The sequence below is a fragment of the Moraxella sp. TY6 genome (assembly GCF_048551375.1).
In the GTDB taxonomy this organism is placed as follows: domain Bacteria; phylum Pseudomonadota; class Gammaproteobacteria; order Pseudomonadales; family Moraxellaceae; genus Faucicola.
Map to the genome: position 1 here is coordinate 127,299 of NZ_JBLYZJ010000008.1, position 24,458 is coordinate 151,756.

General features: G+C 42.1%; 22 protein-coding genes and 2 pseudogenes. 13 read left to right on the forward strand and 11 right to left on the reverse strand.

Annotated features, from left to right (window positions below; translation table 11 throughout):
- Positions 1-62: 62 nt before the first annotated feature.
- On the reverse strand, positions 63-557 hold the full coding sequence (locus ACK1U4_RS07830) for a hypothetical protein (RefSeq protein WP_419400669.1): 495 nt from the start codon (positions 555-557) through the stop codon (positions 63-65).
- A gap of 250 nt (positions 558-807) precedes the next feature.
- On the opposite strand from ACK1U4_RS07830, the gene ACK1U4_RS07835 reads away from it, so the two are divergent.
- Positions 808-996, forward strand: coding sequence for a hypothetical protein (locus tag ACK1U4_RS07835; RefSeq protein ID WP_419400670.1), 189 nt, complete (start codon positions 808-810; stop codon positions 994-996).
- A 64-nt stretch (positions 997-1,060) separates the two neighbouring features.
- Here ACK1U4_RS07835 and ACK1U4_RS07840 read toward each other — a convergent pair whose 3' ends face one another.
- Positions 1,061-1,432 carry a hypothetical protein gene (locus ACK1U4_RS07840; protein WP_419400671.1) on the reverse strand — a complete coding sequence of 124 codons (372 nt, stop codon included), beginning with the start codon at positions 1,430-1,432 and terminating at the stop codon, positions 1,061-1,063.
- Positions 1,433-1,446: 14 nt separating this feature from the next.
- On the reverse strand, positions 1,447-2,271 hold the full coding sequence (locus tag ACK1U4_RS07845) for a WG repeat-containing protein (RefSeq protein WP_419400672.1): 825 nt from the start codon (positions 2,269-2,271) through the stop codon (positions 1,447-1,449).
- Between the two features lie 306 nt (positions 2,272-2,577).
- On the opposite strand from ACK1U4_RS07845, the gene ACK1U4_RS07850 reads away from it, so the two are divergent.
- From ACK1U4_RS07850 to argB, 5 genes are all read left to right on the forward strand, one after another.
- Positions 2,578-4,611 (forward strand): UvrD-helicase domain-containing protein, encoded by a 2,034-nt coding sequence (locus ACK1U4_RS07850; protein ID WP_419400673.1) that lies wholly within the window; start codon positions 2,578-2,580, stop codon positions 4,609-4,611.
- 463 nt (positions 4,612-5,074) lie between these two features.
- Entirely contained in the window at positions 5,075-5,629 is a 555-nt protein-coding gene (locus ACK1U4_RS07855; protein WP_419400674.1) for a porin family protein, read from the forward strand.
- Positions 5,630-5,806: 177 nt separating this feature from the next.
- Complete coding sequence (gene dut / locus ACK1U4_RS07860; RefSeq protein WP_419400675.1) at positions 5,807-6,268, forward strand: dUTP diphosphatase; 462 nt, start codon at positions 5,807-5,809, stop codon at positions 6,266-6,268.
- A 116-nt stretch (positions 6,269-6,384) separates the two neighbouring features.
- A complete protein-coding gene (locus ACK1U4_RS07865) occupies positions 6,385-7,998 on the forward strand; it encodes a phosphomannomutase/phosphoglucomutase (RefSeq protein WP_419400676.1) in 1,614 nt (537 codons plus the stop codon).
- 180 nt (positions 7,999-8,178) lie between these two features.
- Positions 8,179-9,078, forward strand: coding sequence for an acetylglutamate kinase (argB, locus tag ACK1U4_RS07870; RefSeq protein WP_419400677.1), 900 nt, complete (start codon positions 8,179-8,181; stop codon positions 9,076-9,078).
- A gap of 21 nt (positions 9,079-9,099) precedes the next feature.
- On the opposite strand, the gene ACK1U4_RS07875 is transcribed toward argB, so the two are convergent.
- Positions 9,100-10,179, reverse strand: coding sequence for a DUF4258 domain-containing protein (locus tag ACK1U4_RS07875; protein WP_419400678.1), 1,080 nt, complete (start codon positions 10,177-10,179; stop codon positions 9,100-9,102).
- Between the two features lie 316 nt (positions 10,180-10,495).
- On the opposite strand from ACK1U4_RS07875, the gene ACK1U4_RS07880 reads away from it, so the two are divergent.
- From ACK1U4_RS07880 to ACK1U4_RS07890, 3 genes are all read left to right on the forward strand, one after another.
- Positions 10,496-11,569, forward strand: coding sequence for an ABC transporter substrate-binding protein (locus tag ACK1U4_RS07880; protein ID WP_419400679.1), 1,074 nt, complete (start codon positions 10,496-10,498; stop codon positions 11,567-11,569).
- A 148-nt stretch (positions 11,570-11,717) separates the two neighbouring features.
- Positions 11,718-12,620, forward strand: a complete 903-nt coding sequence (locus tag ACK1U4_RS07885) for an ABC transporter permease (RefSeq protein WP_419400680.1) — start codon at positions 11,718-11,720, stop codon at positions 12,618-12,620.
- Between the two features lie 45 nt (positions 12,621-12,665).
- A complete protein-coding gene (locus ACK1U4_RS07890) occupies positions 12,666-13,460 on the forward strand; it encodes an ABC transporter ATP-binding protein (RefSeq protein ID WP_419400681.1) in 795 nt (264 codons plus the stop codon).
- Between the two features lie 65 nt (positions 13,461-13,525).
- Here ACK1U4_RS07890 and ACK1U4_RS07895 read toward each other — a convergent pair whose 3' ends face one another.
- Positions 13,526-13,681 (reverse strand): hypothetical protein, encoded by a 156-nt coding sequence (locus tag ACK1U4_RS07895; protein WP_419400682.1) that lies wholly within the window; start codon positions 13,679-13,681, stop codon positions 13,526-13,528.
- 437 nt (positions 13,682-14,118) lie between these two features.
- Between ACK1U4_RS07895 and ACK1U4_RS07900 the strand changes: the two genes are divergently transcribed.
- Entirely contained in the window at positions 14,119-14,454 is a 336-nt protein-coding gene (locus ACK1U4_RS07900) for a hypothetical protein (RefSeq protein ID WP_419400683.1), read from the forward strand.
- A gap of 12 nt (positions 14,455-14,466) precedes the next feature.
- Here ACK1U4_RS07900 and radA read toward each other — a convergent pair whose 3' ends face one another.
- The 4 genes and pseudogenes from radA to ACK1U4_RS07920 form a co-directional block, all read right to left on the reverse strand.
- Positions 14,467-15,870: a DNA repair protein RadA gene (radA, locus tag ACK1U4_RS07905; RefSeq protein WP_419400684.1), complete on the reverse strand. Its 1,404-nt coding sequence runs from the start codon at positions 15,868-15,870 to the stop codon at positions 14,467-14,469.
- 4 nt (positions 15,871-15,874) lie between these two features.
- Positions 15,875-16,420, reverse strand: coding sequence for a hypothetical protein (locus ACK1U4_RS07910; protein WP_419400685.1), 546 nt, complete (start codon positions 16,418-16,420; stop codon positions 15,875-15,877).
- A complete protein-coding gene (locus ACK1U4_RS07915) occupies positions 16,413-17,864 on the reverse strand; it encodes an AAA family ATPase (protein ID WP_419400686.1) in 1,452 nt (483 codons plus the stop codon). Before ACK1U4_RS07915 ends, ACK1U4_RS07910 begins: the two co-directional genes overlap by 8 nt.
- Positions 17,865-17,879: 15 nt before the next feature.
- A pseudogene (locus tag ACK1U4_RS07920) lies at positions 17,880-20,780 on the reverse strand (DNA translocase FtsK); the annotation flags it as partial.
- A 345-nt stretch (positions 20,781-21,125) separates the two neighbouring features.
- Between ACK1U4_RS07920 and trxB the strand changes: the two are divergent.
- The 3 genes from trxB to ACK1U4_RS07935 all read left to right on the forward strand — a co-directional run bounded on the left by trxB (position 21,126) and on the right by ACK1U4_RS07935 (position 23,774).
- Positions 21,126-22,097: a thioredoxin-disulfide reductase gene (gene trxB, locus ACK1U4_RS07925; protein WP_419400687.1), complete on the forward strand. Its 972-nt coding sequence runs from the start codon at positions 21,126-21,128 to the stop codon at positions 22,095-22,097.
- A gap of 111 nt (positions 22,098-22,208) precedes the next feature.
- Complete coding sequence (aat, locus tag ACK1U4_RS07930) at positions 22,209-22,967, forward strand: leucyl/phenylalanyl-tRNA--protein transferase (RefSeq protein ID WP_419400688.1); 759 nt, start codon at positions 22,209-22,211, stop codon at positions 22,965-22,967.
- On the forward strand, positions 22,968-23,774 hold the full coding sequence (locus tag ACK1U4_RS07935) for an arginyltransferase (protein WP_419400689.1): 807 nt from the start codon (positions 22,968-22,970) through the stop codon (positions 23,772-23,774).
- A 20-nt stretch (positions 23,775-23,794) separates the two neighbouring features.
- On the opposite strand, the gene rimI is transcribed toward ACK1U4_RS07935, so the two are convergent.
- Positions 23,795-24,217, reverse strand: coding sequence for a ribosomal protein S18-alanine N-acetyltransferase (gene rimI / locus ACK1U4_RS07940; RefSeq protein ID WP_419400690.1), 423 nt, complete (start codon positions 24,215-24,217; stop codon positions 23,795-23,797).
- Positions 24,218-24,314: 97 nt separating this feature from the next.
- Positions 24,315-24,458 (reverse strand): annotated as a pseudogene (gene tuf / locus ACK1U4_RS07945) (elongation factor Tu); the annotation flags it as partial.

Consider the following 24,458-nt stretch of genomic DNA (forward strand, 5'->3'; position numbering starts at 1 on the left):
TTTCTCATTGATTTTCTGATACTGTTAAAAAGCCCAATTTGATGAATTGGGCTTTACCTTCATTAGTATATATTTTGACAAATACTTCGTTGTGACTGATTCTTATACCATTCTTGCAACTGTAGGTCGCCACCCACATTGATTCCCCAATAGTAAGACGCATCGAAAAATAAACTTTGGTTATTACTGATTTGAAATAACAAAGCTTCACAGGTTATAGTTTTTTCTAAGTCATCTACCTCATTAAAAGTTATGATTTTTTCAATTCGATTTGAGGCATCATCATCAACCAAAAGTAATTTAATGATAGAATTTTTATAAAATGGCATATCTTCAATTTCTGGTATCTCTTTATAATCTATAACATCACTTTTACTCACTGTAATTAGGCTATCTTTTGCTTCGATTTTTACATAACATTGATTAAAAGCAATAAAAAATACTTGGTTATTATTTATCAATTCAATTTCATTGCCTTTCATTGACACTAAACCGATTTGGACTATGTCTGTTATGTCATCACTTTTCAATATATTTAAAATATTTTTCATTGTCATAATTTTTTTGTTTTAAACTCAAACATTTTGAAAAATCAATTTACCACAACCCTACCCACGACCACCAATCCAAATTTACAAATATCGTCATTAAACCCCCAAAATGTTACCCAAATCTATCTTGGCAAGCCCAAAAAATTAAGGCACAATAGCTTATACAAAGAAAAAACAAAAATTTAAAAACAAATGGACAAAATGGGCTAACCCCCACCAACTCCAAGTAATGGAAAAATGCAAAGAGGCACTCACCATGCGTGAACACCTATTTAACCACCCCCTAAAAAACGTCATACTTGCCGTTGTCATGATGCTATTTTTGGCAATCAGCTTTAAAATCGGTGGCGACCTATCAACCGATAACCCAAGCGTCAGCCAAACCGACAGCGTGATTAGTACACTTAATCAGCCTAATCAACCTGTAATACCAACTACCGAGTAGAGAATAAACAAGTAGTTGGTCGCTAAAGTTTCTTAAACTGTTAAGGGTTAAACGGTTCGTTGTGTTATTTTGTTAGGCTTACACGACATACTGTTTCATCGCCATTATTAGATAGACAGCCCTGTTCTAACTTTTTACTCTTATTATACATTTCGATATAGTTCCCATCGCTAGTAATATGGTAGAAAGTATCATCTTCTTTAGACCACATAAAATTCTGATATTTACCTTTATAGACAGTAAAAGGCTTGTGTTCAAAATTTTCACCAATGATGGTAACATTACCATTTTTTTTGATAGTCATTAACCGATTGTTAATTGTACCGCCATTAAAGTTAAATTCTGCCTCCCCTACGAAGGGCAGTTTTGGTGAGGTTACAGCGATTGCAGATGAGCAAATAGCTGATAAGGTAGCAAGTAAGAGAAGTTTTTTCATATTAATTCCTTGTTTTAGTGACAGTTTACTGTTTTGCCTTGTGTGTTAATGCAAGATTTTTTACCATTTGCTGTCGTAACTTGAGCTTTGCCATTAACAAATCCGAGTGAATCAGCATAATCGTCTTCTTCATAGTAACGATATTTGATAGGAATCACAATCGCACCAGCTTTATTGATAAAACCATATTTATCGCCTTTAATAAACACTGCTAAACCATTCGAGAAATCCCTAGCATCACCATCAACGGATACAGCAACTTTGCCTGTTTTATCGATGTATTGTGTCTTAATTTTTTGGGAATTACTTGGTAAGCTGACTCTAGCTAATCCTTCTGAAAAACTATTTGCAGAATCGAATCTTGCAGGAATAATCATGCGATTATTTTTATCAATGTAACCATAACGATTATCATCATTACCTACAACCGCTAAGCCGTCGCTAAAGTTTTCTGCACTGGTATATTGAAACGGAATCACAGTTTTACCAGTTTTATCAATAAAACCATAAATACTTTGCCCAAAGATATTTGCGTTAGGGTCAGTTTTTTTACCAACTGCTACCAAACCTTCAGAAAAATCATTCATTTCTAAATCTTCACCACCCTCACCGACTATATTCGGTGCATAAACAAATGGAATAATAGTTTTGCCATTTTTATCAACATAGCCACCGATATACTCATTATTATTTTGCGGTTTTACCACACCTGATAGACCTTCAACAAGACAGCCAACATATTCAGCCCCTTTGACAGTGGGTTTGGCACATTCTGCATGAGAGAATTGCGTTAATAATAGAGATGTAGCTATAGCAGTAGCTTTTAGGGATATGTTCATGATAGTTTGGAATCCTTTGGTTTTAACAAAATAATTGACACTAGTTTACTTGAATTGCAACTTAAAACAAATAAATTTAAAAAGAAATTTGCAGATTAAAGCTAAAAAATCATTAATTTTCATGTTTTACGATAATATCTTTAACTATTAACTAGTGAGATTATTCCCCAATTTTAAGTCGATGATTGAAATCAGATAACATCACAGCCAAAATTTTTCCTATTCCTTAGAATATCCCTTTTTTTTATCAAGTTTATACTATAATAGTCGCTCGTCAATTTTTATCCCATCTAAACGGAAACGACTATGAGCCAACTCAACCCCCAACAACTCGAAGCCATGAAAGACGTATCAGGCCCTCTACTGGTCTTGGCTGGGGCTGGGTCTGGCAAGACTTCCGTGATTACTCGCAAAATCGCCTACCTCATTGAGCAGTGCCAAATGCCTGCCGAGCGTATCACCGCTGTGACTTTTACCAACAAAGCCGCTCGTGAGATGAAAGCCCGTGTGCAAAAACTATTGCCTGCGGAAAAAACTCGTGGCTTGACCGTTTCGACCTTTCACCAGTTTGGGTTACAGTTTTTACGCTATGAACTCATGCACACGCCACTCAAGGGCAATTTTTCGATTATGGACAGCGAGGACAGCAAACGCCTACTCATGGATTTAATGGTGCGTGACAACATGAGTGGGGCGGAAAGCCGAGAATTGGTCGGCAAAGCGATTAAGATGATTTCAGATTGGAAAAATGACTTGATTCCGCCCGAAAAAGCCATGGAAACCCTATCCGACCCAGAAGATATGCTATTTGCCACGCTGTACCAACTGTATGAGCGGAATTTGCGTGCCTATAATGCGGTGGATTTTGATGATTTGATTGTGCTACCCACCATGATTTTGCGTGACAACACCACCGTGCGTGACAAATGGCAGGCTCGGATTCGCTATTTGTTGGTGGATGAGTACCAAGACACCAACACCGCCCAATATGAGTTGATTAAACTGTTGGTGGGCGTGCAACCACGTTTTACCGTGGTGGGCGATGACGACCAGTCGATTTATGCGTGGCGTGGGGCAAAACCTGAAAATATGGCGTTGTTGCAAGAGGATTTTCCAAGGCTAAAAGTCATTAAACTGGAGCAAAATTACCGCTCAACGTCTCGCATTTTGCACGCTGCCAACTCGGTGATTACCAATAACGAGCATTTATTTGAAAAAAAACTCTGGTCGGATAAAGGGCATGGCGAGCTGATTCGAGTGATTAATTGTCGCAATGACGATGACGAGGCGGAAAGGGTCGCCAAAGAAATCATCACCCATAAACTGCGTAACGGCAACGACTGGGAGCAATATGCCGTGCTATACCGCAGTAACTTTCAAGCTCGGATGCTCGAGGCTCAACTGCGACAGCTACAGATTCCCTATAAACTGTCTGGCGGTACGTCATTTTTTGCTCGCAGTGAAATTAAAGACATCATGAGTTATCTACGCTTGATTTTGAACCCTGAAGACGATTCGGCATTTTTGCGAGTGATTAACACGCCAAAGCGTGGATTAGGGCCTGCGAGTCTTGAGAAATTGGGGCTGTTTGCTCAAGAACATCAGATTTCACTCCTTATGGCAAGCGGTCACAGTGGCTTGACCCACGTTTTGCCCAAAAAAGCCAGTGGTGAACTTGCCGAATTTGCCGAGTTTATCGAACGCTATACCCAAGAGTTGTATCAGCACCCAGACCCTGTGCCACTCGTTAAGCAGATGATTGACGAAACAGGCTATATGGACCTTGTGCGTCAAGAGGCGAAAACCCCACAGCAAGAAAAGATACGCATTGACAATATCGAAACCCTGTACGCCAGTATCCAAAATTTGATAAATAAAGCCGATGATGACGATGACCGCACCATTGATGCGGTGATTCGTAAACTGGTGCTACTCGATATGCTCGAGCAACAGCAAGAAGAAGAAAATACCAATAAAGTCAATCTGATGACGCTACACGCCGCCAAAGGCTTGGAGTTTGACTATGTGTATATCATGGGGCTTGAGGAAGAATTGCTACCGCATAAAAACTCCATCATCGCCGAAAGTATCGAAGAAGAACGCCGTCTGATGTATGTGGGTATTACTCGTGCAAGAAAGGAACTGACTCTACTCCACGCCAGCCAACGCCGTGGTGGTGGACAAATGAAAACCACCTCGCCTAGCCGATTTTTAGAAGAATTGCCACTCGAACACCTTGATGCACCGAGCATGAAAAAAGCAGGGGCAAGCAATCAACCTAAGAAAACGGCGGATGATTATTTGGCGAATATCAAAGCGTTGTTAGAGGGGAAAAAATAATAATAGCGTCAATATTATAGGTCAAAAGCCCCCTCTTTTGTAAAGAGGGGGTTGGGGGAGATTCAAAGCAGATAATAACAAATATGTGTTACCTATTTTATCAGTTGTAACCAAATATGTCTTTACCCTATCAGATGTAACAAAATATTAAATACTTGATATATAAGAACTTTATTAAAACCTCACTCATTTATCCGCCTCAAAATGTAAGCAAATATTGCAATAATTATTACAAAATATTTCAAACTGGTATTAGAGTAACATTTTGGGAAAATTTAGTTGCATAACATTACGTCATATCATTCAAACACTGACAAACTTTTTGATTTATCTTGGTATTATGTGTTCATCGACAGCGAAGTACAAATAATCATTAAATGGCTTCATCGCTAACACAATGATTATCATTCATTACCCCCTTAAACTTTCTCGCTGTACATGACTTCTTACTAAGGAGAAGAAAATGAAAACTCTAACTAAAACTTTATTGGCATTGACTGCTGGTACTTTAATGACTGCTGGTGCAAATGCTGCCCTATATCAACACACTTCTCACAATGCTTATGCAGGTCAACCTTACGTTGGCGTAAAAGCTGGTCAAGTGACTGCTGATGTTAATAACGTAGATAATGACAATGCCACTGTTTATGGTATCTATGGTGGTTATAACTTTGATCCAAATTTTGGTGTAGAAGCTGAGTACGTTGGCTCAGATAAAGAAAAAGTCAATGGTTTTGATGTAAAAGGTCATACCTTCGGTGCTTATGGTACTTATCGTATGGGTATCCCAAATGTACCTGTATATGGTAAAGCCAAACTGGGTATCGCTCAAGCTAAAGGTGAAGTCAGTACCACTGGTTATTCAAGCGATGCGAGCAAAACTGGCGTTGCAGGTGGTTTAGGTCTTGGCTTTAACGCAACACCAAACATTGCTGTAGAAGCTGAATATGATTGGTTGCCTTCAGTAGAAAATATTGACACTAACCTTTGGACCATCGGTGCTCATTATAAATTCTAATGCCACTTAGCGTCAGTTGACCCATCGTTTTATCAGATTGGTTAATAGAAATAAAAAGCTACAAATAAAAAGCGATAACTTTCGGGTTATCGCTTTTTTTAGTACAATATCTTTTGGCAGAAATCTGTTACTGCCTCAAGCGAGTGAGTTTAATTAAAAGCAAAGCAAGGACATCTCATGCAAGTACAAGTCAAAATTCTCAATCCAAAAATTGGACAACAAGCCGATTTTCCCCTACCCACTCGTGCCACGGATGGTTCGGCAGGTATCGACTTACGTGCCTGTATTGATGCCCCATTGACCATCAAAGCAGGCGAAAGCGTGTTGGTCGGCACTGGCTTGGCGATTTATATCGCTGACCCTGACTATGTGGGATTGATTATGCCTCGCTCTGGCTTGGGGCATAAACATGGCATTGTATTGGGCAATTTGACAGGCGTGATTGATGCGGATTATCAAGGTGAATTGATGGTATCAGTGTGGAATCGTAGCCAAACTGACTATACACTTCAACCTGCGGAACGCATGGCACAATATTTGGTCGTACCTGTAATGCGTCCTACTTTTGAGGTGGTCGGTGAATTTTCGGATATCAGTGTGCGTGGGACTGGTGGTTTTGGTTCAAGTGGTACACATTAGTAACACATTTTTGCCATATAAAGGTAACAATTTATAACAATGTTGTTATTTGATTTGTTTTTATAATGAAAGTCGTATTTGCCTTTGATTATGATAAATTATAAGTTGTGATTGCCATGTTTCCTACGTTTCTCCACCCTTTTTTACCACAAAAAAAACTCTTTAAGGCTTATGATATTCGTGGCGATGTCACGTTATTTACGGATGATTTTGTGTGGGCATTGGCTCGTAGTTTTGCCAAATTATTTGGTAATGCCAATAATGGTGATGTGGTAATTGGCTATGATGTGCGATTACACAGTGCTGGTATTGCCCAGTTTTTGGCGTATGCGTGCCATCAAGCAGGCTTGCAAGTGCATTGGCTTGGGCAAGTGACCACACCCATCATGGCATTTATGGCAAATGAATACACAGGCAATGGGCTAATGGTCACCGCCAGTCATTCCGAAAAACATATCAATGGTATCAAGTGGTTAGTCAATGGTGAATCACCCAGTAGCCAAGATATTCAAGATTTATTCGAGTGCCTTGCTGATGAAGCGGTGATACTACCTGATGAGGCATTATTGGCAACCATCACCCACCACGCCAGCCAGCTCACCACCACGGATACTCAAGCTTATTTTACCCAATACCAATCCGCCATCTACCAAGCCATTGACACCATCAATCAACAACGCCAACCGCTCACTCACCATAGCAATAGCCATGACTGCACCGTAGCCACCCCTCAGTTATTGGTGATTGATTGTATGAATGGGGCGACCAGTCACTATGCCAAAGGGCTATTTGAAGGATTGGGCTATACTTGTGTGATGCTTAATGAGCAAGCTGATGGCACATTCCCCAAAGGCAATCCAGACCCCACAGAAGTAGGACGGCTAGACGAACTTTGCCAAGCCGTGCTTGATTATCAAGGGGACATGGGCTTGGCATTTGATGGCGATGGCGACCGTTTGATGGTGGTCAATCGCTTGGGGCAAGTGGTATCACCCGACCACTTATTATATTTGCTTGCAAAAGTGGCATTAATGGAATTACCACCACAACATTTGGCTCACACGCCCATGCCGTTTTCAAATCACCAAATCACTCCCTCGCTGTTACCCAAAGCTGAAGTGATTTTTGATGTCAAATGTTCCCACCATATTCCCAATCTCATTGGGCAACAGGGGGCGATTCCTGTGATGGAAAAAACAGGCAGTAGCCTCATGCGAAAATCCCTACAAAATAAATCTCGCTTTTCGGTATTTGCAGGCGAATTATCTGGGCATTTTTTATTTAATGACGGCTATTTTGTGTTACATGATGATGCCATGTATGCTGGCGTACGCTTGCTCAACTGGCTACAGTACCAACCCCAAGACTTGGTGACGCTACTTGAATCCTTACCCCAAGGCGTGAGTACAGCGGACATGTATTTGGCGGTTGAAAATGCCGAGGCAGGGCAAAAAATCATCTCAAACATTGTATCCATCAGCAAACGCCCATTTCGTGCCATCAAACGTAGCTTTGCCATCAAAAATATCAACACCATTGATGGGTTACGCTTGGATTTTGCCCACGGCTTTGGTATTGTACGCAAGTCAAATACAGGTAATTTTTTGACGGTGCGGTTTTCGGCAAATACCCTAAAAGATTTACGCCAAATACAGGGGGTTTTTGTCGATTTATGCCGTTCGGTGGATAAAGAACTTGCCCAACAAGTAGCACAGATTCAGCCTGTTTAGATATTTTACACGAATACCCAATGCAATAAACATCGCAATGTGGGTGAAAGGCACTGCTTCGCAAGGCATACCCAATATTTAAAATTTCAAACAGGGCGTATTCAATACGCCCCTACGACTTTAATTTTCAAGTTTAGTCTCACCTATTATTGCTAACTCAATTGAGAAAAAGGAATCCTCATGGCACTTGACCTCGCACAAGCCCTACAAACCGCTGAAGTATTGACCGAAGCCCTACCCTATATCCAACGTTTTGAGGGCAAAGTGATGGTGGTCAAATACGGTGGTAATGCCATGACTGATCCTGAGCTTGAAAGTTCCTTTGCCCGTGATATCGTACTCCTTAAAGCGGTCGGTATCCATCCTGTCATTGTGCATGGCGGTGGGCCTCAAGTCGATAGCCTGCTCAAAGAACTGGGTCGCACCTCTGAACGTATTGATGGTATGCGAGTGACCGACAAAGCCACGATGGACGTGGTCGAGATGGTACTGGCTGGTAGTGTGAACAAGCACATTGTCAACCTTGTCAATAAACACGGCGGACACGCCATCGGACTGGCAGGCAGTGATGCCAATTTGATTGTGGCACGCAAATTGCCGATGAGCAAAGTCAATGAAAATGGTGATGTTGAAACCATTGATTTGGGGTTTGTGGGGGATGTGGTCAAAGTCAACCGTGAAGTGATTGACTTAATGATTGATTCCAAGTTTATCCCTGTCATCGCACCGTTAGGGGTTGATAGCGAAGGCAATACTTACAACATCAATGCCGATGTGGTCGCAGGTAAAGTCGCTGAATATATGGGGGCAGAAAAGCTAATTTTGCTCACCAACATCAAAGGCGTACTCGATAAACAAGGCAATGTTGCCACAGGCTTAACGCCCAAAAAAGTCGATGAAATGATTGCGGATGGCACGATTTCTGGCGGTATGATTCCCAAAATCAGCTATGCTCTAGAAGCGGTCAAAAATGGGGTCAAAAGTGCGGTTATCGTGGATGGGCGTGTGCCACATGCGACCTTACTTGAAGTCTTCACTGACCAAGGTGTTGGCACATTAATTAGCCGTGAAATGGAATAATTGATATTTTGGTACTTATTGTTAATATATTTTACCAACAAAAATTCTCAATTTTTTGACAATCCGATATAAGATACTTAACAACATCACCCAAAATAGCCATCGTTTGAGCCAACTGGGAAGCTGATAGTCATTTGCTTTTATGGTTGGCTTTATATCAAGGCTTGTTTGCCACGTTAATAATGGATATGCCGTCTGATATTGGGCAAGTAATTGATACATGGCTTGATATTGCTGTTGACGATGGTATAACTGCTTTTCGATTGCATACCTATCTCGCAAGGTAATGATTTTTAATAAGTTACTTTTTGAATCACTGATGGTCAGTGCATAAATTTGCTCATAGTTCAGTGATTTCTCATCAATTGATTTATCAATCTCCTGTAATAACGCCTCATCTTGCCAAACTGCTGAATAATCCCCTGCATAATGTTGATTGAGATCCATGCTAAATTTTAGCAAGGTTTTGGTTTTATGTTGCAATTCATCATTAATATACAATGCTGATATTCTTAACTTAATCACTGCCTTAGCACTGGCGGATGGGCTGATAGTTGAGGCGTTCACCGCTTCTAATTCAGCCGTTTCGGTCAAGCGATAATTGAGCATGGTTTTGGTTTGGCGTGGCGTAATAGCGGATTTTTTGGCTTTTTTTGAAGCAGGGTGTGAGGCATTAGACGGATTTGCTTGCATCAGTTCATGTTGACATTGATATTTTTCGTACTTTTGTTTGGCAATTTTACATTGCTCTAACGTCACTTCCCACGCCAATTGATTATGAAATTCAGTCAGCCAAACTGTGACAATTTTCCCTGTATCATTACCCCTCACGGCAACGTAACAAAGCTCGTCTTTGGGGCTATAAAAAAGCAAGGATTGGCGATGCGTCCCCGGTTGTGTGCCAATATCAATCACACCACCATTGTCGAGCAAATGTGTGAGTTCAATGGCTGTCATTTGGGTACGTTCACGCAAACGTTTGACAGCGTGTTTGGATAAATAGCTAAAATGCCCGCCTGTCTTAGCGACTCGAAAAAGCTTATTTTCTCGCCGTTTCTGTTGAGCTTTATTTTTTGCTCGATGTACCTGCCTTTTGCCCATGTGATGCTACCTGCCAACAATGCTGTATCAAATTTTTGTCAATTATTTTACTTGTTATAACACAAATTTTCATAATATTTATATACTTTTTTTTAAATTTGGCGTAAGACAAGAAAATTGTAACCAATTATGACAATGATAGAAAAGTTCATAAAATAAACCAATTAACAACCACAAAACCGCCCATTTTTCCAGTTAAATAACCAAAAGTTATATTATGTCAAAAAATATTTTCACAGTTTTTGTGTAAAGTATTGTTATAGTATCCTAACTTATTTGTTAAAGTTCAAACTGATGTCACATTTTGGAGTGAGCCATGTTTAACCCAAACCGTTTTCATACCCAATCATTAACCAAAGCCTTGATGTTAGGTGGTTTTTGCATGGCAACCTTGGTTGGTTGCAATCAATCCAATACCGCCAGTCAGTCTGCTCAAGGCAATGCCAGCACCCCTGCCCCTGCCAGTAACGCCACGGCAACAGGTAATAAAACCTTGGCTATCACTGCCATTGTAGAGCATCCTGCCCTTGATGCGGTGCGTAAAGGCGTGCTGGATGAGCTAAACACCCAAGGCTATGCTGATGGCAAAAACCTGAAAGTCAATTTCCAATCGGCTCAAGGTAATACCGCCACCGCAGGACAAATCGCCAAGCAATTCGTGGCAGATAAACCTGATGCGATTGTTGCCATCGCCACCCCATCCGCTCAGTCTGTGGTCGCTGCCACCACGAGTATTCCTGTGGTCTTCGCTGCCGTCACTGACCCTGTGGAAGCCAAATTACTCAAATCATGGGACGCTTCTGGCACAAATGTGACTGGCGTGTCTGACCTACTACCACTTGACCCCCAAGTTGATTTGATGAAAAAAGTCGTGCCAACCCTCAAAAATATCGGCTATGTGTATAGCCCTGGTGAGGTCAATTCGACTGTGGTACTAAAACAGCTAGAAGCCAAAGTAAAACCCATGGGTATCAACGTGGTGGCTGTTCCTGCCCAACGTAGCACCGATATTCCGCAAGCGGCTCGTAGCCTACAAGGTAAAGTGGATTTGATTTATACCTCGCTTGATAACAACGTGGTATCGGCTTATGAGTCATTGTACCAAGCTGCCAAAGAAATCAAAGTGCCATTGATTGCCTCGGACACGGACTCTGTGCCTCGTGGTGCGGTGGCGGCTTTGGGTATCAACTACGAAGAATTGGGACATGAAACAGGTAAAATCGTGGGTCGTATCCTAAAAGGTGAAACTGCAGGTAGCATCAAGCCTGCCACCATGCCAAAGTTGGATTTATACCTTAGCCCAAAACACGCTCAAGAAGTCGGTATTACCTTATCACCAGAATTAATCAGCCAAGCCAAACAAGTCGAACCACCTGCCAAAGCGAAATAAGGCGATGGTATGTTACGTTTGATAGCGTATCGGCTATATTGTCAATGCCATAACCAAGCCCTGTTTGGGACTTGGTTTACCCTTACCCCTGACTGTCTATTGAATTAATAGGCAGTTTTTACTTTTATCTGATTTGTAGAAATTTGCTATGTCATTACTTGCTCTATTTAGTGCCTTAGAAAGTGGTTTAATTTATGCACTGGTCGCCTTGGGCGTGTATATTTCGTTTCGTGTGTTGGACTTTCCAGACTTGACTGCTGATGGTAGCTTTCCTTTGGGCGGTGCGGTTGCTGGGATTTCTATCCTCGCAGGGTTCAACCCTTGGTTAGCCTGTATCTTTGGTATGTTGGCAGGGGCAATGGCAGGGGTCGTCACCGCTTGGCTTCATGTCAAACTCGGCATTTTACAACTATTATCCAGTATTTTGGTGATGGTTGCCCTCTACTCCATCAATCTACGTATTATGAAAGCCCCTAACTTGCCGTTATTGGGTGAGCCAAGTGTGTTTCAAGCCTTGGTCACGGACACCAATGGTTTTTGGATGCGATGCCTGATTATTGGGGCGGTGGTGATTGCAGGTAAGCTATTTTTGGATTGGTTTTTTAGCACCGAAACGGGACTTGCCATGCGTGCCACAGGCTCAAACTTGCGGATGTCACAGGCTCAAGGCATTAACACCTCCAAAAGCATCGTACTGGGCATGGCGATTTCTAATGCCTTGATTGCATTGGCAGGGGCATTATTTGTCCAAACGCAAGGCGGTGCAGATATTTCTATCGGTGTGGGAACGATTGTGATTGGTTTGGCAGCGGTGATTATTGGAGAAACCATTATCCCTAGCAAACGTATGTTATGGATTACCTTATCGGTGATTGTGGGGGCGATTTTATATAAATTATTTATTCAAATTGCCTTATCAAGCGAGCTGTTACGCAGTATTGGCTTTGGCTCACAAGATTTGAATCTAATTACCGCTTTACTGGTCATTGTGGCGTTAATTTTGCCAAAAATGAAAGCCAAAGCCCTGCAACAAAGACACAAAAACGTCTAGTGGCTAATCCCCCTATTTTGGTTTCTTTTAAAGGACATTTCACTGATGATGCAAGCTGACAATTTACGCCTAACCTTTAACCCTAACACCCCCATCGAAAACCCTGCCTTGCGTGGCATCAGCCTACGCATCGAAGAAGGGGAATTTGTGACCGTCATCGGCACGAATGGGGCAGGTAAATCCACCTTTCTCAACACCATCGCAGGCACATTGCGAGTGGACAGTGGCAAAATTTTACTCAATGACATTGACGTGACCAAAAAATCAGCCCACCAACGCTCGCATTGGGTCGCAAGGGTGTTTCAAGACCCGATGGCTGGGACATGCGAAAGCCTAACCATCGAAGAAAACATGGCTCTCGCCTATAAACGTGGCGAGTCACGCTTTTTAAGAGGGGCATTAAATGCCAAAAATCGTGAAATTTTTCGTGAAAAATTGGCGATTCTCAAACTCGGCTTAGAAAACCGTTTGACCGACCGAATGGGCTTATTATCTGGCGGACAACGTCAAGCCGTGAGCCTACTAATGGCAAGTTTGCAACCGTCCAAAATTTTGCTTCTTGACGAACATACCGCCGCCCTTGACCCAAAAACAGCGGCTTTTGTCTTAGAGCTAACCGATAAAATCGTTGCGGAAAACAACCTCACCACCATGATGGTCACTCACTCCATGCAACAAGCCCTGCACCACGGTACACGCACCGTCATGCTTCACCAAGGGCAAGTCGTACTGGATGTGGCTGGGGAAGAACGTAAAGGCATGACCGTGCATGACTTACTGGATATGTTTGAAAAAACACGTGGCGAAGTGATTGAGGATGACAGCCTAATTTTGGGCTAATTGACAAAATTTAACGCAAGGGCGTAAGCTTTACGCCCCGATAATTTTAATTTTTGGCTTCGGTATTATTTGTGTTTTTTGACACTAATACGCACAGGAGTCATCTTTTTATCAGATTTGACAGGCGTGGTGGCATTGGGATAATAACCTTGAAAATTTTCTGGTATTTGATGAATCGCACCAACGACCAATGCACCATTTGTAAGATTTAACGTATTCATTTGACTACTCCTTATGACAGGTTTATGAATATCGACATCCATAAAGTAGCCATATTTGGTTAATTTTTATAATTTAAAAGTTTAATATTTTTAAATCACTGGTTGATAATTAGCCATTTTAAAGTAGATACTTAATTTTGAATATCATCTTTTTGTGACAATTTAATGAAAAAAAGCGGTATTTTTATTGTTTTTGTAAAAAATTTAGCCGATTTATCCAAAAAAATTACATTTCATCAACTTTTGCAACTGTTCACAATCTAATCAGTCAAAACTTTTTTCAGCATAATATTCGTCATCTTTTAACAAACATTTTGGTAAAAACAACAAATACCGCCCAAAATTAACACAAGCTATGTATTTTATTACACAAATTTTCGCCAAAATTCGCCATAATTTGCAGACAAAATCAATTTTATTAATTTGGAGGAAATATCATGGTCGATTTAAAATCGTTATTTACCAAGGCTATCGAAGATAAAACCTTAAATGTGAATGAATATATTTTTATGCCTGAACGGGTCGATATGATGATAAAAGATGGTCGCCTAAGCTGTGTGTTAAACACCAATGGTAAGGTGGATTTTATTTATCACAAAAGTGGCATTACGGAAGTGCGGTCTGGCTTGCGGAAAAGCCCATTTACCTCGTTCCGTAATGAGTTGCATTATGGCGTATATGATGATGTGGTGGATGAAGTGATTGAAGCAGTGGAAAAAATCGTCAGCAGTCAGTCAAAATACTTTAACTTTGCGTCTGATTCAGCGGTTTAATCTGACAAATCATCAATTTGACAAATCAAAGGCTTTATCAATCGCCTCATCAAGCCGTTCTACCGCCGTAATCTCAATCCCTGCAAACTGCTCAAGATGCGTTTTTGGGGCATTGGCTTTTGGCACAATCGCATGGGTAAAGCCGTGTTTTAACGCCTCTTTAATTCGCTCTTGCCCATTTGGCACAGGGCGAATCTCCCCAGATAGCCCCACTTCACCAAATACCGCAAGCTGATTCGGCAATGGTTTTTCTTTGATACTGGATGCACAGGCGAGCAAAACCGCCAAATCCGAGCCAGTTTCTAGCACTTTCACCCCACCGACCACATTGACATACACATCTTGCCCGCTGGTATGAATCCCACCATGACGGTGCATAACCGCCAACAGCATGGCAAGGCGTTGATAATCCAAGCCAATCGCCATCCGTCTGGGCTGACCTTGCGTGTCATCGACAAGGGCTTGTACCTCCACCAGTAGCGGACGAGTTCCCTCACGGCTGACCATGACTACCGACCCTGCAATCGGCTTGTCATATCGGCTTAAAAATATCGCTGAGGGATTGGCGACTTCTTTTAGCCCTGTGTCGGTCATGGCAAAAATACCCAACTCATTGACCGCCCCAAAACGGTTTTTCACCGCTCGAATCATGCGAAAACGACTGTCAGACTGCCCCTCAAAATACAGCACGGTATCGACCATGTGTTCTAGCACACGAGGGCCTGCCAATGCCCCTTCTTTGGTGACATGACCGACCAAAAATAGTGCCGTGCCTGTCTGCTTGGCATAGCGAGTGAGAATGGCGGCGGATTCACGGATTTGGCTGACGCCTCCCGGAGCAGATTGAATGGCTTCAGTAAATAGGGTCTGTATCGAGTCGATGACGGCAACGGCAGGTTGCTCTTGGGTAAGGGCGTGGCAGATGGTTTCGACATTGGTTTCGGCAAGCACTTTAAGGCGGTCATTGGGTAGCCCTAGACGACTGGCTCGCATGGCGACTTGTGATAGGCTTTCTTCGCCTGTGACGTATAACGCACTACCTGCAAGGTTATCGTTACTTGCCATGTGAATAGCAGTCTGTAACAGAATGGTCGATTTACCGATACCAGGGTCGCCACCAATCAGCACGACTGACCCTGCAACCAGTCCACCGCCCAGTACACGGTCAAATTCGCCCACGCCTGTGGGTAGCCGTGTGTCAAGTGACATCGGCACGGCATTCAGGGGAATGACGGCGGATTGTTCGCCTGCGTAGTTGTTGGCTTTTTTGGCGGTGGGTTTGTGGTGGGGCATGAGGGTGACGGTGGGGGCTTCGGTAAGGCTGTTCCATGCACCACATTCGCCACATTGTCCAGACCATTTGCCGAAGTTTGCACCGCATTGCTGACAAACATAGGTAGATTTTGATTTTGCCATTGACTTATAAATCCTGCGTTCTTAAAAGCTGTATTTCGCCTGTAATATTTCTTAGCTTTCTATTCAAGTTAATTTGTAAAAATTCAAAATCTTTTGGGTCTGTATCATTTTTTAGGACAATCATCAGTTTATAATCTACTTTGCCACTGTCAGCATTTAATCGTAGCAATCGTTCGTAACACACCATACTACCAATAAACTTGCCTTTAAACTCTTCTATCACTTCAAACCAAAGTTTTTTACTAAAGACTTTGACATTCAGACCTGCACTTTTTAATAAAGTCATCAACTCTGAAGGTTTAGCATCTAAAATCAATTGATTTTCAAGGCAATTTTTTATCTCAGTTGTTAAGTCCGTCAACTCTATCAAAAAAACGGTTTGCCCCTTGGTTTTGATGTAATCCACCTTTTTGAAAGCTAAAGGATTATGGAAACCAAGTGTTTGTAAAAAAGCATCATTATCCAACACACTAGCGATTAAAGTGGATTGCTCAATAACGCCATGCTCATCGACACTGTGCCGAATGGTTTCTTCTTGCATTTCAATCATCGAAGAAGCCACCTTTTTTTGCAAAAGTAAGCGAGGCATACGGCTCTAGTAATTTATTACGCACCAAAGCAATCTTACCCACATTGTTAATTTCTTCTTCATCAAAACTTGCTAAATGACCATCCTTTTCAAAATATTGTGTAGAAACAAAGTTTTGTTGCTCTAAACTACTCGTATAAACGTCTAACGCTTTGAGCATATCGGAGCTATGGGTAGTGATGACAACAAACACGCCATTTTCGGCAAGTTTGACTAAGATTTTGGCGAGGATAGCTTGCCATTCGGGGTGTAGGTTACTTTCAGGTTCGTCAATAAAAACAAATGAGCCTTTATTGATGATATTTTTGCTTAATACGGCTTGAATTACACCTAGATTGGTCATGCCAAAGGATACCAAGTTTTTGGCAATGGCTTGTCCTTGATTGGTTTCAAAGGCTAAATCATTGCCATTACTGCTAAATTTGCCGTTAAGGTAGCTTTGTAATTCATCAGCACATTCTTCAATAAAGGCAGGGCGTTCACCATGTTTGAAATTGGCGAATACCAACTCTCGTAAGTCTAAAAAATGTTGGGGGATGCCTGTTAAACGTTCATCTTTGATATTTCCTGCTAAATAGAAAAAGTTTCTATCACTCACCAAACCTTTTAGAAATGATGCTGATAATCGCCAATAAATAGGTGATTCAAAAAAGACTAAGCGATTAAGGTTTAATACTTTACCAATGTTGTAAGACATTTGGGAAATTATTATCTCATTCTTCTCAATATAGATAGAAACCTTATCTTTAATTTCAAAAATTAGTTTATCTTCGCTATGTCTTATTAATTGCTCAATAGTTGAAATTTGGAAGTTTTCTTTGAGTTCTGTTATTAAAAACTCTTTAACTATACCAAAATACGTGTATTCAGGTTTATCCAACATCTTATAAATAGTGTTTAAAATTAGTTTATTATCTTCGAGCAACCTTAAAGCATTTGTTTTCTTTATATTGAAACTTATATTGATTTCTGAGTTATTAGTTACATTTTTTTCATTTTTCGTTAGTTTTCTTATATGTTCATCTATTTCTTCATTAAACATAGGAAGTAAACTATTAAGGCTATTTTTAATATAACTCAAATCACTATAATAAACCAAATTTTCAGCATTAATTAAATCCATCTTTTTTTCATTAATAAAAGCAATTGAATGCAAGACAGCACTATTTTGAGATGAAATTATGAACTCTTGTAGTATATTTGAGTTTTGTAAAAACTGATTAAATTTCTTAAACAGTTCAATCTTATAAACATCTTGATTTAAAACTTTTAGAACCGAATACAAAAACTTAGTGACAAAACTTTTCCCTGTGCCATTCTGCCCAGCCAGCACCGTCAGCGGATTTACCGTAAACTCCGCTTTCTCAATCGCCCCCAAATTTTCAATATACAGTTCTAATTCCATCTTATTATCCTTGTCTTAAACCAACAACTCACGTTTACCACTTTTACCCATCCCACTGACCAAGCCCCCCGCCTCCATCGCATCAACAATTCTCGCAGCACGGTTATAACCAATACTAAACTTACGTTGAATACTAGAGGCAGATACCTTGCGAGTTTCCAGCACAAACGCCACCACATCATCATATAAGGCATCTTCATCGCCTGTCCCAATACCCCCAGAGTCCGAACCACTCGGTGAAGTCAGTTCAAAATTATCAAACATATTATCAATATAGTCAGGCGAACCACGCTCACGCCACGCATCACAAATGCTATTGACCTCAGCATCACTGATAAACGCCCCATGAACACGAGTTGGCTCATTTTGGCTAGGGGCTAAAAACAGCATATCCCCATGCCCAAGCATATCCTCTGCACCACCTGCATCCAAGATGGTACGAGAGTCGACCTTTGAGTTGACACGCAAGGCGGCACGCACAGGGATATTGGCTTTGATAAGCCCTGTGATGACATCGACTGAAGGGCGTTGGGTCGCCAAAATCAAGTGAATCCCTGCGGCACGAGATTTTTGGGCAAGGCGAGTAATCAATTCTTCGGCTTGTTTGCCCACCTGCATAATCATATCGGCAAATTCGTCCGCCACAATGACGATTTGTGGTAATGGCTTGAGTTTGGGTGGTTTGTCTTGGCTGACGCTGTCGTGCATCCGCCATAGTGGGTCGAGCAATGGATGACCTTGTTGTTCTGAGGCGATGACTTTTTTATTGTATTCGTCCAGTTTTCGCACTTTAAACAACGACATCAGTTGATAACGGCGTTCCATTTCTGCCACACACCACGACAAGGCACTGGCAGCCTCGGTCATGTCGGTGACGACTGGGGTCAATAAATGCGGAATGTCATTATAATTGGCAAGTTCAAGCTGTTTGGGGTCAATCAAAATCAAGCGTAATTGCTCTGGGGTGTATTTGAGCAATAGCGACAATAACAATGAGTTGACTAACACCGATTTACCAGAGCCAGTCGTCCCTGCAACGAGCATATGAGGGGCTTTTGCCAAATCCGCAATCACAGGCTTGCCAGAAATATCTTTACCCATCGCCATGCTCAGTAGCCCATTGGGGTCGGCAAAGGCTTCGGTTTTTAATAATTCAATCAGCCGTACCATTTGGCGGTTGGGGTTTGGCACTTCGATACCAATATACGGCTTTCCCGGTATGACCTCGACCACACGCACTGATGCCATTGACAATGAACGAGCCAAATCCTTGGAAATACCTGTGACTTTACTGGCTTTGACCCCCGGAGCAAGCTCCACCTCAAAGCGTGTGACCACAGGCCCTAGTTGGGCATTGACGACATTGGCTTTGATGTTGAATTCTTGTAGTTTAATTTCGAGTAATTCAGATAGCTGTTGCAGTTGTTCACGGCTATAGCTAGGCTGTTGATTGGGGTCTGGCAATTCCAGCAAACTTAATTCAGGCAACGGACTAAGGCTTGCTCGATATTGTGCGGTTTGCATGGCACGAGATTTACTGGCAAATAATGCGTCATTATGAATGTCTAGCGGAGCTTCGGCAGGAATAATGCCAATTTCTACTGAGCGATGGTCAACGCTAGGGCGTTTGGCGGTGTCAATTTTTTGAGCTTGAGCCACTGGCTGAGGGGCTGAAATCACTGGCTGAACTGTAGGTTCAACAATCACATCAGCGACAGGTTTCGCCATGAATGCCATCGGTTCTGAGTCATCAGCCGCCCCACCATCATTATCTTGATAAATATCCACTGTATCGCTATGTGTTTTTTGATAATCCGCTTGAGGGTATACCTCCTGCTCTGCTAAATTCGGTACAGGATAATAAGTCTGCATCCCCAACAACTTAGCCACGGAGATAGGTTCTTCAACTGGTGGCGGTGGTGGTGTGGGTGTATTTGCTTGGTTGTCCCAATGGTCTGGCAATAGCACAGGGCTAGACACAATCACCATTTCTTCACTGTCATCGGTGGTATGTTGTGGCATTGTGGTAGGTTTAACAGGCTCGGTGCGTTTAAAAGGGTCAGTTTTGTTTGTGATGACCTCATTTTGTAATTTGGCATCAATCTTTTTGGTCAATTTGGTATTGGCAAGGTGTGCCGAACTGATGGGTCTAAACGGATTTGAACCGTCATCACTATCCATCCAAGCATATTCTTTGGCATCACTAAAGCCTGTTTCATCCAAAAAGTCATCCAGTGGGCTGTCATAGCCCATATCAACCGTATGATTTGATGCTAAAACCTCATCATGGGCAGGCAATGGCAACGGCAGTTGAAGGCTATCAGTGGATTTTTTGCCTGTTTTTTTATCATTTGCCAAACCATCATCGGCAAGCGTATCAGTGGCTTGTTCGGCTGATTGATTTGCAGATTTAGCAATATAAGTTTGCCAAAAATGCTTAACATCCAAATTAAAACTAAACACCAAGGTAATAAGGCTAAATACCAATAAAAATAGCAAGGCTATCCAATGACTTAATAGACCTGCCAATCCTGAAGCCACCACTTGCCCAATAATACCTTGATGCAACCAGCTAAATGTCAGCAAGCCTGTCAGCCCTGCACTACCAATCAGCAAAAACACATAGCCTAACGTGCGAAATACCCCCATCGGTTCGGTTTTGGGATACCACACTCGCCACGCCTCATAACAGGTAATCACAATCAGCCACCAGCTTGACACCCCAAGAAAGGTATACAACATATCCGACAGCCATGCACCGCCCTCGCCCACCAAATTACTGACAGGTTGGTTAAGACTACTGACATGCGACCAACTGGGGTCATTGGCAGAATAGCTCATCAATGACATTAATAACAACAAAGCCACAATCAGCCAAAGTAGTGTCAAAATACTACGGCGAAAATAGAACGACAAGTGAACCTACCTTAATTTTTATGCAAATTTTATGGGGTGTTTATAAAACGATTATCATAGCAAAACTTTGGCTAATCGTGGGTAGGTTTTTTGCCCATTCGGATGATTTCACTTAGCTTTTAGGCGGTTTTTGTCGAATGATTGTTTTTTCCAATCCGATTTATCAATTCACCAATAGCCCTTGCTATTTTTGGCATAAAACCCTATCTTAATAACCATACCAATTAGCCATCACTGATTGACTTCATTTCGTTAGACATAACCCTGTTATCAAAGGGCGTAAGCATTACATCCCTACAAAAACCAATATTATTTCCATATGAAATCACAAGATAAGGAACGACCATGGGCGATACCATTCACCACAATCTAATCATTTTAGGCTCAGGCCCTGCAGGCTATGCCGCCGCTGTATACTCGGCTCGTGCCAACCTCAAACCTGTCATCATCACAGGGATGCAACTGGGCGGACAGCTCACCACTACCACCGAAGTGGATAACTGGATTGGCGATGCCCACGGCTTGACAGGGCCCGAGTTGATGGTACGTATGCAGGCTCATGCTGAGCGTTTTGGCACGCAGTTGGTATATGACCACATTAACGAAGTCAATTTAAGCCAAAAACCCTTTACCCTAGTCGGTGGCAACGCCACTTATACTTGTGATGCACTCATCATAGCGACAGGGGCATCGGCTCAATATTTGGGCTTAGAAAGCGAACAAAAATTCATGGGACAAGGCGTGTCTGCCTGTGCCACTTGCGATGGGTTCTTTTATAAAAACCAAGATGTCATTGTCATCGGTGGGGGCAATACGGCAGTTGAAGAAGCCTTATATTTATCGAATATCGCCAAACACGTCACGCTCGTGCATCGCCGTGATAAGCTAAAATCCGAAAAAATCCTTCAAGACCAACTATTTGAAAAACAAAAAAATGGCAATGTCAGCATTGAATGGAACTACCAACTTAAAGAAGTAGTCGGTGACAGCTCAGGTGTGACAGGCGTTATCCTCGAAAATGTCAATGACCAAACCACCAAGCAACTGGATGCAACAGGGCTATTTATCGCCATTGGTCATAAACCCAATACCGAGATTTTTGACGGTCAACTGACCATGAACAATGGCTATATCGTGGTAAACAGTGGCTTAAATGGCAATGCGACAGCGACCAGTGTTGACGGTGTATTCGCTTGTGGTGATGTGGCAGACCATGTGTATCGTCAAGCCATCACCTCAGCAGGCACAGGCTGTATGGCGGCGTTGGATGCAGAAAAGTATCTTGATGCGTTGGCGATGAATACCCCAACCGCCTAAATCTAACTAATCACTTGCTCAATTCAATTAGAAATAAGACAATGGTCAAAGGGCGTATGCAATACGCCCCTACAAAAACTTATCTTGTTTCTATTTTAAAGCACTATATCTATGCCTCTACCGCCCAACTGTCGCTATGACTTCCCTACCCCTCACCAAATCGCCCAAATTGACCCCAATGGTGAGGGGTTAATTGGCATTGGGGCAGACCTTGCGTGTGATACACTGATTGAGGCGTATCGGCATGGGATTTTTCCGTGGTTTAGTGAGGGCAACCCTATCGCATGGTACTGCCCCGACCCACGCTGTATCATCTATCCGCAAGATTTTCAGCCCAGTAAATCACTGTCACGGCGTATCAAAAATAGCGACTGGACGCTACGCATTAATACCGACTTTGCCCAAGTGATTCATGCCTGTGCTGAAGTGCGAGCCTATGCTGATGGCACTTGGATTGGTGAAGACATGATTGAGGCTTACACCCAGTTGCACCATCAAGGCATTGCCCATAGTGTAGAAGTGTGGGATGGTGAAACGCTGATTGGTGGGCTATATGGGTTAAAATTGGGACAAGCATTTTTTGGCGAAAGTATGTTTCATCGTGTCACGGATGCGTCCAAAGTGGCGTTTTTTGGCTTGATGAAACTTTGCCAAGCCTCTGATTTTGCATGGGTGGATTGTCAGTTACCTAATGAACACTTGATAAGCCTTGGGGCGGTGACGTTGCCAAGAGAGCAGTTTTTGGCACAACTGGCAATACAAATTGATTTACCCAGTTATGATTGGTCAAAGTTATCTGATAAACATATCAAAGTAAGTGAGTTATTAAGCCAAAATAATCCTTTTGATTTAGGCAAGGGCAAAATGTAAATGCAATCACCTCCAACTATGCCCACACTAAACAGCCAAATCACCCCACTTCACCAGTGCAATTATCTGCCTGACCGAGCCTCACGCCTCGAATTTATCGAACTTACCGAACCCAACAGCCTACCAACTGCCCAATTTTCGCAATTCACTCGCCAAGGTTTTCGCCGTAGCGGTCAACACCTCTACCGCCCCATCTGCCATCATTGCCAACGCTGTATTGCCACTCGCTTACCTGTTGCTGACTTTCAGCCGAATCGCACCCAACGCAAACTTTGGCAGAAACTCAACAACATTGACATCATCCTTACTGAATTATCAGAACTAAACGAACAGCATTTTAACCTTTATGCTCGCTATATTTGTGAGCGTCATAGTGATGGCGATATGTATCCGCCAAGCCTAGCCAGCTTTCAGCGTTTTTTACAATTTTCATTTACTGATACCTTTGTGATGGAATTTTGGCAAGCCGACACCCTTATCATGGTGGCGGTGTGTGACCGTTTGGACGATGGCATTTCCGCTGTTTATACGTTTTTTGAACCGTCATTGCCTCAGCTAAGCCTCGGCACATTGGGAATTTTGGCTCAAATCGACTATGTTAAACAGCATCATCTTGATTATGTATATCTTGGCTTTTGGATTCCAGACAGCGATAAAATGCAGTATAAAGCCAATTTTCACCCCATTGAGCTATTAATTGACCGCCAGTGGCATCATTTTGACGATAAAGTTACCGCCCAACAGATATCACCCTATCTACAACACGCTATCAAACAACATTATGGCACTCGTTGGCAAAATGGATGATTACGCCTTATATTAAAAGATTACAAGATTTTTTGCATAATCATCGCATCGGTCGCACTACCATTGGCATTTTTATAATAGCCCTTTCGAGTATTAATCAGCTTAAAACCATTTTTATGATAAAACGCAATCGCAGGGGTATTATCGGAACGCACCTCAAGCATTAAGGTTTCCGCTTGCCTATTTACCAATGTCACCAATAAACTATCTAGCAATCGTTGAGCAATGCCTTGTTGGGTAAAATTTGGGTGGGTAGCAATTCGCAGAATTTCAGCAGTTTCAAAGACACTTGAGTACAGGCAATAACCCATCACTTGCTCATCTGTTGTTTCAAGCAATAAACCATTATAAGCTGATTTGAGCAATCCTTCGATGGCTACTTCGTCCCAAGCATCTTGAAAGTAATGGGATTCGATATCAGCAATTTGTTGGAGCGTATTCATAGTTACAAACCCAAGCCATTATTTAATGAAAAATTTAACACATAAAAAAAGAGCCATCAAACGATGACTCTTTTTTAGCACTAACTTAGAATACAAATTAGTTAGTAACGTTGGCAACAACACCAGCACCAACAGTACGTCCGCCTTCACGAATCGCAAAGCGAAGACCGTTGTCCATAGCGATTGGGTGGATTAGCTCTACAGCCATCTCAACGTTATCACCAGGCATTACCATTTCTAC